The sequence below is a fragment of the Mesorhizobium sp. C399B genome, assembly GCF_030323185.1.
Taxonomy (GTDB): domain Bacteria; phylum Pseudomonadota; class Alphaproteobacteria; order Rhizobiales; family Rhizobiaceae; genus Mesorhizobium.
In genome coordinates this window covers 601,338-616,063 of the sequence record NZ_CP100472.1, presented here as the reverse complement: position 1 = coordinate 616,063, position 14,726 = coordinate 601,338, and the positions used below count along the sequence as shown (strand labels likewise).

Annotated in this window: 13 protein-coding genes; 12 read left to right on the top strand and 1 reads right to left on the bottom strand. The window is 63.6% G+C overall.

Features of this window, described 5'->3' with window-relative positions; all coding sequences use genetic code 11:
- Positions 1-3: 3 nt before the first annotated feature.
- The 11 genes from NLY36_RS03040 to NLY36_RS02990 all read left to right on the top strand — a co-directional run bounded on the left by NLY36_RS03040 (position 4) and on the right by NLY36_RS02990 (position 13,119).
- On the top strand, positions 4-3,411 hold the full coding sequence (locus NLY36_RS03040) for an SPOR domain-containing protein (protein WP_023735288.1): 3,408 nt from the start codon (positions 4-6) through the stop codon (positions 3,409-3,411).
- A 133-nt stretch (positions 3,412-3,544) separates the two neighbouring features.
- On the top strand, positions 3,545-4,564 hold the full coding sequence (gene nagZ / locus NLY36_RS03035) for a beta-N-acetylhexosaminidase (RefSeq protein ID WP_023735289.1): 1,020 nt from the start codon (positions 3,545-3,547) through the stop codon (positions 4,562-4,564).
- Between the two features lie 174 nt (positions 4,565-4,738).
- On the top strand, positions 4,739-5,539 hold the full coding sequence (locus tag NLY36_RS03030; RefSeq protein WP_023667690.1) for a segregation and condensation protein A: 801 nt from the start codon (positions 4,739-4,741) through the stop codon (positions 5,537-5,539).
- Positions 5,536-6,303 (top strand): SMC-Scp complex subunit ScpB, encoded by a 768-nt coding sequence (gene scpB / locus NLY36_RS03025; protein ID WP_023735290.1) that lies wholly within the window; start codon positions 5,536-5,538, stop codon positions 6,301-6,303. The genes NLY36_RS03030 and scpB overlap by 4 nt, the downstream gene beginning before the upstream one ends.
- A 180-nt stretch (positions 6,304-6,483) precedes the next feature.
- The gene (locus tag NLY36_RS03020; protein WP_023681650.1) at positions 6,484-6,705 is read left to right on the top strand and encodes a twin-arginine translocase TatA/TatE family subunit; all 222 of its coding nucleotides are present in this window, start codon (positions 6,484-6,486) and stop codon (positions 6,703-6,705) included.
- A gap of 84 nt (positions 6,706-6,789) precedes the next feature.
- Positions 6,790-7,530, top strand: coding sequence for a Sec-independent protein translocase protein TatB (gene tatB / locus NLY36_RS03015; RefSeq protein ID WP_023710684.1), 741 nt, complete (start codon positions 6,790-6,792; stop codon positions 7,528-7,530).
- Entirely contained in the window at positions 7,527-8,402 is an 876-nt protein-coding gene (gene tatC, locus NLY36_RS03010) for a twin-arginine translocase subunit TatC (protein ID WP_023667686.1), read from the top strand. Before tatB ends, tatC begins: the two co-directional genes overlap by 4 nt.
- A gap of 116 nt (positions 8,403-8,518) precedes the next feature.
- Positions 8,519-9,823 (top strand): serine--tRNA ligase, encoded by a 1,305-nt coding sequence (gene serS / locus NLY36_RS03005; protein ID WP_023706002.1) that lies wholly within the window; start codon positions 8,519-8,521, stop codon positions 9,821-9,823.
- Positions 9,823-10,584 (top strand): 5'/3'-nucleotidase SurE, encoded by a 762-nt coding sequence (gene surE / locus NLY36_RS03000; RefSeq protein WP_023710683.1) that lies wholly within the window; start codon positions 9,823-9,825, stop codon positions 10,582-10,584. Before serS ends, surE begins: the two co-directional genes overlap by 1 nt.
- A 26-nt stretch (positions 10,585-10,610) precedes the next feature.
- Positions 10,611-11,264, top strand: a complete 654-nt coding sequence (locus NLY36_RS02995; protein WP_023667683.1) for a protein-L-isoaspartate(D-aspartate) O-methyltransferase — start codon at positions 10,611-10,613, stop codon at positions 11,262-11,264.
- 355 nt (positions 11,265-11,619) lie between these two features.
- Entirely contained in the window at positions 11,620-13,119 is a 1,500-nt protein-coding gene (locus NLY36_RS02990; protein ID WP_023688223.1) for a peptidoglycan DD-metalloendopeptidase family protein, read from the top strand.
- Positions 13,120-13,206: 87 nt separating this feature from the next.
- Here NLY36_RS02990 and NLY36_RS02985 read toward each other — a convergent pair whose 3' ends face one another.
- Positions 13,207-14,082, bottom strand: coding sequence for an ATP-binding protein (locus NLY36_RS02985; protein WP_023688224.1), 876 nt, complete (start codon positions 14,080-14,082; stop codon positions 13,207-13,209).
- Between the two features lie 271 nt (positions 14,083-14,353).
- On the opposite strand from NLY36_RS02985, the gene yajC reads away from it, so the two are divergent.
- Positions 14,354-14,701: a preprotein translocase subunit YajC gene (yajC, locus tag NLY36_RS02980; RefSeq protein ID WP_023667680.1), complete on the top strand. Its 348-nt coding sequence runs from the start codon at positions 14,354-14,356 to the stop codon at positions 14,699-14,701.
- Positions 14,702-14,726: the final 25 nt, after the last annotated feature.

Here is a 14,726-nt window from a genome sequence, read left to right as displayed (position 1 = left end):
ATAATGGCAGACAGAACCCAGCTGAGAGTAGCCGACAACAACGACATCGCCGAAGATGATCCGTTCGCTGAACTGACCAGGATCATGGGTTTCGATCCGCGCCAGCCGGTCAAGCCGCAGGCGCCAGCCGTCGAGACGGCTGCGGACGAGGGCGATTTCGACATCGACCTCGAGAAGGAGTTGATGGGCGAATTCGGCGATGAAGTCGGTTCCATGGAGGCCAGCCAGCCAGCTCCCGAGGTTCACCAGCCTGCCGCTGAGCCCTACGAACCTGCTGCCGAGATTCGCGAGCCGGCTTTCGAAACCACCGATGCCGCGATGGACGATGCGCTGGCTGCTTCGCTGGAATATGATTTCGTCTTCGACGATGCCGCCGATCTGGATTTCGGCGCTGCCCCGCAGGCTGCGGCTGCTCCCGTTGAACCCTCGTTTGCCGAACCTTCGTTTGCCGAGCCCGCATTCGACGAAGCTGCATTCGACGATGATTTCGACAATGCCGTGGCCAGCTCGCTGGAAAACGTATCGCCGCTCGAAGACGACCTGCCGATGGACGACGACCTTGCCGCTTCGCTCGAGCAGGGGTTGCTGCTCGATGACGATGCGACCGTCGCCCATGCCGCAGATGTAGCCCAGGTTGCTGCTGCGCCCGCCGACGATGTCGCGTTCGACGATGATTTCGACAATGCCGTCTCGATGTCGCTGGAAGACGAGCTGACGCTGGACGGTCCTGCGCCGGCGCAGGACCAGTATGCCGCGCCAGTAGCCGAGGCGCCGGTCGTCGGAGTCGCCGACCACACTGTTGCCGACGAGGATTTTGCGGGTCATTTCGATGACGCGATGGCCGATGTCGACATGGACTTTGCGGCCCAGGATTTTGCAGCCCAGGATTTTGCGGCGGAGGATTTCGAGCCGCAGGCTTTCGAGGCTCAGCCTGTTGAGGCCGAGGATCCGGAAGAGCGCGATCTGCAGGTCAGCGCGCCGGTTGAGATGGATGCGCCGGAAGTGGACGAGACGCCGGCCTGGACCGTGGAGGCCAGCCCCTCTCATGAGACTGCGCACGAAGCATTCGACGATTTCGATCTGAGCATCGATGATGCGCTTGCCGATCACGAGCCGGTGGCCGAGACCGCACCCGCTCCGGTTCAGCTAGCTCCGGTCGCACCAGCCTATGTGGCGCCTACCAATATGGCGACCCCGGCCGCTCCGGTCGCTGACGAACGGACGTTGGAAGATGAACTCAACGCGCTGCTTGGCGCCATGACCACACCACGCCCGGCGCCAGTCGCGCCGATTCCGGTCGTCACCGAGCCCACCAGGGCTGCCGCCATCGAGCCCACCAGGACTTATGAGCCGGTTGCCCTGGTGCAGCGGTCCGTCGCGACGCCGGTCACTCCGGTCGATAATCTCGACTGGGACCTGGACGAACACGCGCCGGCTCCTCAGGAGGCCCAGGCGAACGATTCCGATTTCGACGATCTGCTTGCCGGCGAACTCGAGGGCCATGAGCCCGAGATCGAGTTCGATGATCATGCCTTCGATGCGGCGCTCGCCAAGGGCATCGATCTCGGTAAGGACACGGCAGCACCGGTCGCTGGCGATTGGCGCTCGACGCCGCCGGAGCCGGCGCGTTCGTGGAGCCGCGTGACTCCCACCCCGGCCCAGCCTTCCTTTGCAGCGCAGCCGCAACCTTCTTTTGCAGCGCAGCCGCAAGCTTCTTTTGCAGAAAAGCCGTCCATGCCGCCAGCGGCAGCGCCAAGCTATCGCGACCAGCCGGTTGCCGCTGCTGCCTATGTGGCGCCGACGCCATCGCGCCAGGCGCCGCCTCAGGCCTATGACGAGATGCCGGATGTCGAGACGGTCGATGTGCCGGAGCGTGTCGTGGCGATTGCCGACGACCTCGACATTCCAGAACTCAGCTTCGAGCAAGACGAGCCCGCCGCCTATGACGACATCGACGCCGAATTCGCCGGCATGCTCAACGAGATGAACGCGGTGGAAGTGGCGCCGCCCACTGCCGCACGCAGTGCCGGCTATGATGACGATTCCTACAGTTCCGGCTTCAGTTCGGGCCACGAGCTCGACCAGCGCGCCTATGCGGCGCGGCCAGCCGAAGTGCTTGCAGCCACGCAAGCTCACCACGCCGATGCCGCCGGCGGCTTCGACATGGACGATCTGCCCGGCAGCCAGCCGGTTTCGCAGGCCGACGATTTCGCGGTCGACGAACTTGACTACGATCCGGATCTGGACGAGGCAATGGCGGTGCCGGGCCTCGCCGAGCAGGAAGCCGCACGGCCGCGCAGGAGCGGCCTGCTGGTCGCGGGGGTCGTTGCTGCGGTTGCGATTGCCGGCGGCCTTGGCGCCTTCGCCTTGTCGTTCGGCGGCAAGGGCGGCAGCGATGCGCCGGTCATTGTCAAAGCCGACAACAGGCCGATCAAGGTCAAGCCCGAAAATCCGGGCGGCGCCGTGGTGCCGAACCAGGACAACAAGGTTTATGATGCGGTCGCCAAGGGCACCAAGCCGGCCGAGCCGGTTCAGGAGAAGCTGGTCACCAACACCGAAGAGCCGGTCGATGTGAAGGCGCAGGAGCCTGAAAGCCGCGTCGTCGATCTGTCGCCCGACGATACTGCCCCAGGCCCGGACGCTGCCGGCAACCCCGAAGCTGCCGTCAACCCCGACGCTGCCGGCAACCCCGACGCGGCTGTCGCGCCGGCGCCAAAATCCGAGGACCGCATTGCGCAGGTGCTGCAGGAAGCCGAGAAGAACCCCGATACGGTCGCCGTTGCCCCGCGCAAGGTGCGGACCATGGTGGTCAAGCCCGACGGCTCGTTAGTGGCACGCGAGGACTCGACGCCGCCCGCGCCGCAGGTTGCGGCGACTGAGCCGCTTGACCCGGCGCCGCAGCACGTCGCCCCTTCGGCCGATGCCGAGCAGACCGGCACCGTGGCGCCTGCCGATCAGGCAAATAGCGACCAGGCAAGTGCCGAGACCGCCAAGCCGGTCAAGCCGGTGAAGCCGGCGGCTGCGCCGAAGGCTGAGACCCAGTCCGCCAACACGCCGCAGACGGTTGCCGTGGCGCCGCAGCGCCCGTCTGACCAGCCGGTCGACGTGGTCGGCGAGGTCAAGCCCGACCAGGTTGCCTCCATTCCGGCGACGGCTTCGACATCGGGCGGTTCGTGGTCGATGCAGATCGCTTCGCAGCCGACGGTCGAAAGCGCCCAGGCCAACTACGCCGACCTGCAGCGCCGCTATGGAAATGTGCTCGCCGGTCGCACCGCCAACATCGTCAAGGCGGAGATCGCCGGCAAGGGCACCTTCTACCGCGTCCGGGTGCCTGCGCAATCGCGCAACGATGCGATCAATCTGTGCACCAGCTACAAGGCTGCCGGCGGCAACTGCTTCGTGTCTCGGTAAGGCCGGATCCAATTATCAGAGCCGGTGCGTTCCCAAGGGTCGCGCCGGCTTTTTCATGTGGATGGGCGAGAGGTTGAGGCGCTTGCCGTCCGGGGAGATTCCCTTTGGCGGCGCGAAGCCCTAAACTGGTGGAATGACCGAATCAAAATCCATGATCCTCGGCTGTGCCGGGAAATCGCTGACCCGCGAAGAAATCCGTTTCTATCGCAATGAATGCCCGTGGGGCTTCATCCTGTTTGCGCGCAATATCGGCGAAACGGAGCAGATCCGCGATCTGGTCGCCGAAATGCGCGACTGTATCGGGCGCCCCGATGCGCTGGTGTTCATCGATCAGGAAGGTGGCCGGGTGCAGCGCCTGCGGCCGCCGCTGGCGCCGAACTATCCCGCCGGCGGCGCGCTCGGTGCATTGTGGCGCAAGGACCATGATGCCGGCACCCGCGCTGCCTGGCTGATGGCGCGGCTGCACGCCTTCGACCTGTTGCGCTTCGGTATCTCGGCCGATTGCCTGCCGGTGCTGGACGTGCCGATCGAGGGCGCCAGCGACGTCATCGGCGCGCGCGCCTATGGCAAGGAGCCGCGCCCGGTCATCGAACTTGGCCGCGCCGCCGCGGAAGGGCTGATGTCCGGCGGCGTGTTGCCGGTCATGAAGCATATTCCGGGCCATGGACGCGCCTTCGCCGACACGCATTTCGAGCTGCCTGTGGTCGACGCCTCGCTGAGCGACCTGCAGCGGCATGATTTCGCCCCTTTCCGCGAGCTTAGCCATCTGCCGATGGCGATGACGGCGCATGTCGTCTACAGCGCCATCGATCCGAACAACCCAGCGACCACCTCAGGCAAGGTCATCGACGAGATCATCCGCCGCGAGATCGGCTTCGACGGGCTGTTGATGAGCGACGACACCTCGATGAAGGCACTTTCTGGGGATTTCCCGACAAAGGCGGCCTCGATCCTTGCGGCGGGCTGCGATCTGGTCCTTCACTGCAATGGCGTTTTCGAGGAGATGGCAGGCATCGCATCGCGAACCACGGGACTTGAAGGGACGTCGCTGGAGCGCGCCAACCGGGCGCTGACCTATATAAGGGATCGCGACCGGGCCGACGAAACCGAGATACGCGCCGAGTTTGCCACCTATTTCGATGCGGTGGCCTAGAGACGGATGATTTCAGGTCTGTTCGACCTGAAATCTGAATCCGTCTCTAAATTAGATAGAGAGAGCATGATGTCGTCCGAAAACCGCTTCACACTTTTCGGCATTATGCTCTAACCAGAGGTAAAGGAACAAGTGGCGGAGACATTGGACAGCAAGGCTGCGAAGGCCGCACCGATGGACCGTCTGTGGGCCGAGAACGACGATTCACGGGTCACCGGCGACCCGTCGCTGGTCGTCGACGTCGCCGGGTTCGAAGGTCCGCTCGACCTCTTGCTGCATCTCGCCCGCAACCAAAAGGTCGATCTGTCGCGGATTTCCATCTTGGCGCTGGTCGAGCAATATCTGACCTTCGTCGAGACGGCGAGGGCGCTGAGGCTTGAGCTTGCCGCCGACTACCTGGTGATGGCGGCGTGGCTGGCCTTCCTCAAGTCGAAGCTCCTCATCCCCAAGCAGCCCGGCGAGGAAGGCGAAAGCGGCGAGGAACTGGCCGCGGTGCTGCAGTTCCGGCTGAAGCGTCTGGAGGCCATGCGCGACGCCTCGGCAAGGCTGGTCAACCGCAACCGGCTCGGCCGCGACGTGTTTGCACGCGGCATGCCTGAGATGGTCATCGTCGAGAAGCGTAACGCCTATTCGGCCTCGCTCTACGATTTGCTCACCGCCTATGCGCAGCAGCGCCAGAAACAGGCGATCACCAATGTGACAATTGCCCGGCGTGGCGTGTGGTCGCTCAAGGATGCGCGCGATATCCTGACCCGGCTGATCGGCTCGCTGCGCGACTGGACGGCGCTGGACAGCTATCTGATCAATTACCTGACCAGCCCGGACGAACGGCGTACCGCGATTGCCAGCTCGTTTGCGGCGTCGCTGGAACTGGTGCGCGAAGGCAGCATCGAGATGCGACAGGACCAGGTGTTCGCGCCGCTCTATCTGCGCGGCCGCGCGCAACCAATCAAGGCAGTCGAGGTGGCATCATGAGCGAACGCGCCAACGCTTCGGTCATTCCGTTCAAGGTCGAAGAAGAGACCGAGGAGGGCATTATCGCCCAGGATCCGACTGATACCCTGCTTCTGAATCCTGGCGAACGGCTGCATATGGCCGAAGCCATACGCATGGCCGAGGCGATTGTGTTCGCCAGCGCCGAGCCGGTCAGCGAAAAGCAGCTCGCAGCCAGATTGCCCGACGGCATCAGCATAGCCGCTGCCATGGCTGAGCTGCAGCAGATCTATGCGCGGCGCGGCGTCAATCTGGTCCGGGTCGGCGATGCCTGGGCTTTCCGTACCGCCGGCGATCTCGCCTTCCTGATGAGCCGCGACACGGTGCAGCAGCGCAAGCTGTCGCGCGCGGCGCTCGAAGTGCTGGCGATCATCGCCTACCACCAGCCGGTGACGCGCGCCGAGATCGAGGACATCAGAGGCGTCGAGACCTCGAAGGGCACGCTGGATACGCTGCTCGAAACGGAATGGGTGCGCATGCGCGGCCGCCGCCGCACGCCCGGCCGTCCCGTCACCTACGGCACGACAGACACTTTCCTCGACCATTTCGCACTGGAGGATATCCGCGATCTTCCCGGCATGGACGAACTGAAGGGGGCAGGGCTGCTTTCCGGCCGAATGCCGTCGAATTTCGCCATCCCGTTGCCGCCGGCCGATCCGGACGCGCTGACCGAGGACGAGGATGCGTTGACCGACATCGATCTCGAGGAACTCGGCCTGCTGACGCCGCGCGTCACGGAAGATTGACCGCAAGCGGCTGTCAAAAAGCTGCATTGCTGCGGTAGATGCGCCGATTGGTAGCGGGCAGCTTTGCCGAAAATGCGTGACATAAGCCGCGCCTTCATAAACTTTGTCGCTGTTGTGTTTGAATCCCAACGCGAAAACGCATAGATCATCGCCAGGGAAAACATTCGAGAGAGAGTTACAATGGGTTCATTTTCGATTTGGCACTGGATGATCGTGCTGGTGATCGTGCTGCTGGTGTTCGGCCGCGGCAAGATACCCGAGCTGATGGGCGACATGGCCAAGGGCATCAAGAGCTTCAAGAAGGGCATGGCCGACGACGATACCGCCGAAGACAAGCGCACCGTCGAGCACCGCCCGGACGAGACCGTTTCGGCAGTGAAGGAAAAGGCCAGCAAGAGCTGAGCCGAAGGTTTGTTGCTTTTGCAAGTCGTTGCCCCAAACCGCTTCGCACTTTTGGGCGACAAGCACTAGTCGGAACTGATTGCCATGTTTGAAGTCGGCTGGACCGAAATGCTGGTGATCGCGATCGTCATGATCGTGGTCGTCGGACCCAAGGATTTGCCCAATATGCTGCGCACCTTCGGCCGCACGACGGCGAAGCTGCGTGCCATGGCCTCCGACTTCCAGAAGCAGTTCAACGAGGCGCTGAAGGAAGCCGAGCTCGACGACGTCAAGAAGTCGGTCGATACGCTGCGCGGCCTCAATCCGGCGGCCGAGATCCGCAAGCAGCTCAATCCGTTCGAACAGGCGGCAGCAGAGGTTCGCTCCGGCGTCGATGCGGTGATGAAGCCGAAGCCCGCCGTCGATCCCGCAACGCCCGCGGCAGAAACACCACAGGCGGCCGAGCCGCTCAAGAACGGCGCGACGGTGATGCCGGGTGTCAACGGACCGGAAACAGCGCCGGCGGCGCTGATCCTTCCGGCGATGACCGACGAGGCGGTGGTGACACCGGCTGCAGCAACAGCAGCGCCACGAAACGCGCGCGCCAAGGGGGCTGCGATATCAAAGGCCCCGGCAACCAAAACAGCGGCAGCCAAGGCAGCACCGGCAAAGCCGGCGCCTGCGGCGAAGGTTGCGGCCAAGCCGTCAGCGGCGCCCGCCAAGGCTGCGCCTGGAAAAGCCGCCACCAAGCCCGCTGCTGCACCGAAGGCAGTCGCAAAGGCTGAGCCGAAGCCTGCGCCGGCCACGAAGCCCGCGTCCAAGAAGACGGCGGGGGCCGCCAAGTGAGCATTACGGACAGCGAAAAGGACGAGATCGAGAAGTCGTCGGCTCCGCTGATGGAGCATCTGATCGAACTGCGCCGGCGGCTGATCTGGTCGATCGGCGGTTTCTTCGTCGCCTTCCTCGTCTGCTTCTTCTTTGCCAAGAAGCTGTTCAATCTTTTGGTCGTTCCGTTCAAGTGGGCCACGCAGTGGGCCGGGCTCGATCCGCACAAGGTCGAGCTGATCTATACGGCGCCGCAGGAATTCTTCTTCACCCAGGTCAAGCTCGCCATGTTCGGCGGCATGGTCATCGCCTTTCCGCTGATCGCCACGCAGATCTACAAATTCATCGCGCCAGGCCTCTACAAGAACGAACGCAACGCGTTCCTGCCGTTCCTTATCGCATCGCCGATCCTGTTCCTGATGGGAGCGTCGCTGGTCTATTTCTTCTTCACGCCGATGGTGATGTGGTTCTTCCTCGCCATGCAGCAGGCCGGCACCGACGACCAGGTGCAGATTTCGCTGCTGCCGAAAGTGTCGGAATATCTCAGCCTGATCATGACGCTGATCTTCTCCTTCGGCCTGGTGTTCCAGCTGCCGGTGGTGACCAGCCTGATGACGCGCGTCGGCATGCTGTCGTCGAAGGCGCTGGCCGAGAAGCGCAAATGGGCGATCGTCATCGCCTTCGTCGTCGCGGCGGTGCTGACGCCGCCTGATCCGATGAGCCAGATCGGTTTGGCCATCCCGACCATCCTGCTCTACGAGGTGTCGATCTGGGCGGCCCGGCTGATCGAGCGCGATCAGGTCAAGCAGAAGCTGGCGCGCGAGAAGCAGGAAGCCGCCGAAGCCGTGGCCGAAAAGGCGGCGGACGCGTCCTCAAAGCAGGCTCGTTCATAGGCTGTCGCGTTCGGGTATCCGCGTTAGCGGAAAAACGCGACAGCCGCTGACCCTCATCTTGCATCGATGAAGGATGCGGTTTACCCCCTCAGCCTTATTCTGAGGACGAACCAACCATGCTTGATATCAAATGGATTCGCGACAACCCGAAGGCCCTTGTCGAGGCGCTGGCCAAGCGCTCGTGGTCGGCTGACGAGGCGCAGTCCACGGTCGATGAGCTGATCAAGAAGGACGAAGCGCGGCGCGAGCACGTCACCGAGCTGCAGACCAAGCAGGAACGCCGCAACGCCGCCTCGAAGGAGATCGGCAACGCCATGCGTTCGGGCGACACGGCACTTGCCGAAAAGCTCAAGGCCGAAGTCGGCGATATCAAGACCTTCATCCAGAATGGCGAGGCGCGCGAGCGCGAGCTCGACAAGACGCTGAACGATGCGCTGGCGGTGCTGCCGAATGTGCCGCTCGACGACGTGCCGGTCGGCAAGGACGAGCACGACAATGTCGTCAAGCATATCGTCGGCGAGGTGCCGACTCGGCCGAACTGGGTGAAGGAGCATTTCGAGATCGGCGAAGCGCTCGGCATGATGGATTTCGAGCGGGCGGCAAAGCTGTCGGGATCACGCTTCACCGTGCTGAAGAGCGGGCTGGCGCGGATGGAGCGCGCCATCGGCCAGTTCATGCTCGATCTGCACACGACCGAGCATGGCTATGAAGAAGTCATCCCGCCACTGATGGTGCGCGACGAAGTGCTTTTCGGGACCAACCAGCTGCCGAAATTCGAGGACGACCTGTTCTTCGTGCAGCATGGCGATGGCCGGCTCGGGTTGATTCCAACCGCCGAGGTCCCGCTCACCAACCTGGTGCGCGAAGAAATCACGGCCCATGAAAAGCTGCCGCTGCGCTATACGGCGCTGACGCCGTGCTTCCGCTCGGAAGCGGGCTCCGCCGGCCGCGACACGCGCGGCATGTTGCGCCAGCACCAGTTCTACAAGGTCGAGCTGGTCTCGGTCACCGACCAGGAGTCTTCGCTCGCCGAGCACGAGCGGATGACGCAGTGCGCCGAAGAGGTGCTGAAGCGACTGGAGCTGCCGTTCCGCACCATGGTCCTGTGCACGGGCGACATGGGGTTTGGCGCGCGCAAGACCTACGACATCGAGGTCTGGCTGCCTGGACAGAACGCCTATCGCGAGATCTCGTCCTGTTCAGTGTGCGGCGACTTCCAGGCCAGGCGCATGGATGCCCGCTACAAGGACAGGGACGGCAACGGCAACCGCTTTGTGCACACGCTGAACGGTTCGGGCACCGCTGTCGGCCGTGCGCTGATTGCCGTCATCGAAAACTACCAGAATGAGGATGGCAGCGTAACCATTCCTGAAGTGCTGCGGCCTTATATGGGCGGTCTGGCGAAGATCGAATCGAAGTAATGCGCATCCTTCTGACCAATGATGACGGCATTCATGCCGAGGGCCTGGCGTCGCTCGAACGCATCGCCCGCACGCTGTCGGACGATGTCTGGGTCGTGGCGCCGGAGCAGGACCAGTCCGGCTACGCGCACTCGCTGTCGATCTCGGAGCCGCTCCGGCTGCGCAAGATCGGCGAGAAACACTACGCCGTGCGCGGCACGCCGACCGACTGCGTCATCATGGGCGTCAAGAAGATCCTGCCTGGCGCGCCGGACCTGATCCTGTCCGGTGTCAATTCCGGCGCCAACATCGCTGACGACGTCACCTATTCCGGCACCGTCGCCGGCGCCATGGAAGGCGCGCTGCTCGGCATCCGCTCGATCGCACTCAGCCAGGGTTATTCCTATGTCGGCGAGGACCGCGTCGTTCCCTATGAGACCACCGAGGCGCTGGCGCCGGCGTTGCTGAAAAAGCTCGTCGCCATGCCGCTGCCGGACGGCGTGCTGCTCAACGTCAACTTTCCCAACTGCCTCCCTGACGAGGTTGCCGGCACCGTCGTGACGTCGCAGGGCAAGCTGGTGCACAGCCTTTGGGTCGACGAGCGCCGCGACGGGCGCGGCCTGCCTTATTACTGGCTGCGCTTCGGCCGCGAGCCGGTCGAGGGCAAGCAGGGCACCGATCTCCATGCTCTGCGCAACCGGCTCGTGTCTGTGACGCCGCTGCAGCTTGACCTCACCGCGCATGAAATCCGTGACCAACTGACCAAGGCGCTGTCTGAATAAGGTGTTCGCATGAAGAAGGTTCTGGCATGAACTTGCCGCTCGACGATCGCGAGGGTTTTGCCGCTTTCCTGCTGCGCCTGCGCGGCCAAGGCGCGGTGCCGAAGGCGCTGATCGCAGCCTTCGAGGCGACGCCGCGGCGCGGCTTCCTCAACGGCCAGTTCCATTCCATCGCCTGGTCGGACGGCATGCTGCCGATCGAATGCGGCGAGGCGATCGAGGGCGCCGATCTGCAGGCGGCGGTGATTGCGGCCCTGGCAATAGAGCCCGGCAACCGGGTGCTGGAGATCGGCACCGGCTCGGGCTACACGGCAGCGGTGATGTCGCGGCTCGCGGCGCGCATCGTCAGCGTCGACCGCTACAAAACGCTGGCCGAGCAGGCCAGGCAACGCTTCGAGGCGCTCGGCATCGGCAATGTCATCGTGCGCCAGGCCGACGGTTCCAACGGGCTTGCCAATGAAGCGCCGTTCGACCGCATCGTAGCCTGGGCGGCTTTCGACAGCCTGCCGCGCTTCCTGCTCGACCAATTGTCGAGCGGCGGCATCGTCATTGCCCCGATCGGGCCGGAGGAGGGCGAGCAGGTGCTGGCCAAGCTGACCAAGGTCGGCAGCCGCTTCGAGCGCGAGGATATCGGCACCGTGCGCCTGCAGCCGATCCTGCGCAGCGTCGCGGCGGTTATCTGAATTCTGCCTGTCACGCGCTTCGAAGGTAAGCCGAAGCCGATCGTTTCGTCATCCACGGGCGAAGCAAGGAGCGTAGCGACGCAGCGCAGACCCGAGGATCCATGCCGCGCCATCAAGGCGTAGCTACGGCGCAGAATTCTGCTCTGCTGCATTCTTCGGCCAATGTCACGGAATGGATCCCAGGGTCTCCGCGACGGCGCTTCGCGCCTGCTTCGCCCAGGGATGACGACGTTGGTGAAGGCGCCTTACAAAATGTTTTAAGAAAATTTGCGTCCGATTCTATGGGGTTAACCCGCCAGTAACATTAACGCGCTTTAATCATGACCAGTGTGTACCGGGTCTGCGGGTTAGTGCGATGCAATTCAGTGTTTTGAAGGCAAACGGGCGTACTCTGTCGCGGGGCTGCGCTGTCCTCATGCTAGCCGGAGTGGCGGCGGGGTGTAGCTCCCAAGTCTCGCGGTTCAATGGTGTCGACGACGTCTTCACCTCCTCGACCAACAATCAGCGCGCCATCATCGACAAGCAGAGCACCGCTCAGCCCTATCCGGGCGATGTGGCGGCCGAGCCGATCGCTGCGGCACCTGTCGATGGCAGCCATAACCAGTCGGTCAGCCGCTCCAGCCTGGAGCCGGTCACCGTCCAGCAGCTGCCGCCGCCGAGCGCGCCCAAAGCTGCTCCGATGCGTACCGCTTCCGCGCCGGCGCTTGCACCGGCACCGCATGTCGACAGAACGACTACCGGCACCGTCCAGCCGGCGAGGCCGTTCAAGAATGCCGGTGACTCCGATCCGAAACCAGTTGCGGCTGGTACGCCGCATGCGACCGAGATCGTGGTCAGCGACGGCGAGACCATTTCCGGCATCGCTCATCGCTATCATGTGCCCGCCGACGTGATCATGAAGGTCAACGGCTTGAGCGCCACCAAGGGGCTGAAGACCGGTCAGAAACTGGTCATCCCGGCCTATGCCTATTCAAGCAAGGGGACAGAGCCGAAACTTGCCGACGGCAAGCCGGCAAACAGCCCCAAGGCGCCGGCGCCGGAAAAGGTCGCCGTGCTGCCGCAGCAGCCGAAACTCAAGGACGGCAAGTCCGCCGCGCAGGTTGACGCTTCGGCAGCGAACAAGCCGAAGACCGACAAGCCGGCGCAGACGGCCTCGGCCGCGCCAAAGGCCGGCGCGGGCACCTACACGGTCCAGTCAGGCGACACCATGTCCTCCATCGCCAGGAAGACCGGCGTTGGCGTCGTGGTGCTGAAGCAGGCGAACGGCATGCAGGACGGCCTGCTCAAGATCGGCCAGACGCTGAAGGTTCCGGCAGGTGGCACCGCAACGGTCGCCAGCGCCAAGCCGGCCAAAGTTGATCCGGTGACGACCGCGACCACCCAACCGGCGGCAAAGCCGACGGAGACACTCGCCACCTACACGCCGCCGAAGAAGGACGCCAAGGTTATCCAGCAGGCCGAGGACGACGATGCTGTTGCGCCCGATGCCACCGGCATCGGCAAGATGCGTTGGCCGGTGCGTGGCCGCGTCATCTCCAATTTTGGTGGCGGCAAGGATGGTGTCGACATCGCCGTGCCTGAGGGGACGCCGGTCAAGGCGGCCGAAAACGGCGTGGTCATCTATGCCGGCGACGGCCTCAAGGAATTCGGCAATACGGTTCTGGTGCGCCACGAAAACGGGCTGGTCACCGTCTATGGTCACGCCAGGTCGATCGAGGTGCAGCGCGGCCAGAAGGTCAAGCGCGGCCAGGAAATCGCGCTGTCGGGCATGAGCGGGACCACCGACTCGCCGAAACTGCACTTCGAAGTGCGCAAGAACTCGGCCCCGGTCGACCCCTCTGGCTATCTCGAATAGAACAATAAACGTTTTGCAGGCCGTCTGACCTCCAGTCCGGCCCGCCGGCTCAGCCCGCTCCGCAAGGGGCGGGCTTTTTGAAATCAATCAGTCGTTCAGCGGCTTGCCGAGCCGGCCGGCCAGATCCTGGGTGAACTGCCAGGCGACGCGGCCCGAGCGGCTGCCGCGCGTCGTTGCCCATTCCAGCGCCTCGGCGCGCAGCTGCTCCGGGTCGATAGTGAGCCCGTGATGGCTGGCATAGCTGTTGACCATGTCGAGATATTCGTCCTGCGAACATTTGTGGAAGCCGAGCCACAGGCCGAAACGGTCGGACAGCGAAACCTTTTCCTCGACCGCCTCGGACGGGTTGATGGCGGTCGAGCGCTCATTGTCGATCATGTCGCGCGGCAACAGGTGCCGGCGGTTCGACGTGGCGTAGAAGATGACATTGGCCGGGCGGCCCTCGACGCCGCCTTCAAGGGCTGCCTTCAGCGACTTGTAGGAGGTGTCGTCATGGTCGAAGGAGAGGTCGTCGCAAAACAGGATGAAGCGAAACGGCGCCGCCTTCAGCAGGCCCATCAGCCTGGGCAGCGTGTCGATATCCTCGCGATGGATCTCGATCAGCTTGAGCGGCAGGTCGGATTTGGCCTGGGCGTTGATCTGCGCATGCACGGCCTTGACCAGCGAGGATTTGCCCATGCCGCGCGCACCCCACAACAACACATTGTTGGCGGCATGGCCGGCGGCGAAGCGTTCCGTGTTTTCGACCAGAATGTCGCGCACGCGGTCGACGCCGCGGATCAGGCCGATGTCGACGCGGTTGACCTTGCGCACCGGCTCGAGATAGCCGGGGTCGGCCTGCCAGACGAAGCAATCGGCAACCGCAAGATCGGTTTGCGGCACCGGCGGCGGGGCGAGGCGGGTGACCGCCTCGATCAGGCGGTCGAGCTTTTGGTTCAGGGCCTCGATGGTGCTGTCGGTCATGTCTCGTCTTTTATGTTTCCGCACGAACGTGCGTAGGGGCCGAAATCGTCTTGATCCGGGCGAGATAGAAACTGGTTCCAAGCTTTTGTTTGGGCATGATCTTTTGCGAAAACCACGCCCGTATTCCGGGAGCATGCTCTAACACGGGTCAACCGGCCGGAAAAGCAGCTGAAAGCCCGGCCGCGCAGTTGCATTGGTAACTTTACCCACTATATTCCGGCCAAATTTGGCGAGGCCGCCCTACGGCCTTCTTCGTAACCAGGAGTTCTTGATGTTCGTCACACCGGCATACGCCCAAGCTACCGGAACTCCGCTTGGTCCGTTCGGGGATATCGGCATGATACTCCCGTTCGTTCTGATCTTCGTGATCATGTATTTCCTCATCATCCGGCCGCAGCGCGCCCAGTTGAAGAAGCGCCAGGAGATGATCTCGGCCGTGCGCCGTGGCGACACGGTCATCACCGGCGGCGGCTTCGTCGGCAAGGTGACCAAGGTGATCGACGACAATGAGCTTGAGATCGACCTTGGCGGCGGCACCAAGGTGACGGCGCTGCGCTCGACGATCGCCGATGTTCGGGTCAAGGGCGAGCCGGTGGCCAACCAGAACGCCAAGAAGTAAGCCAGTTTCCCAAGCGGAGCGATCC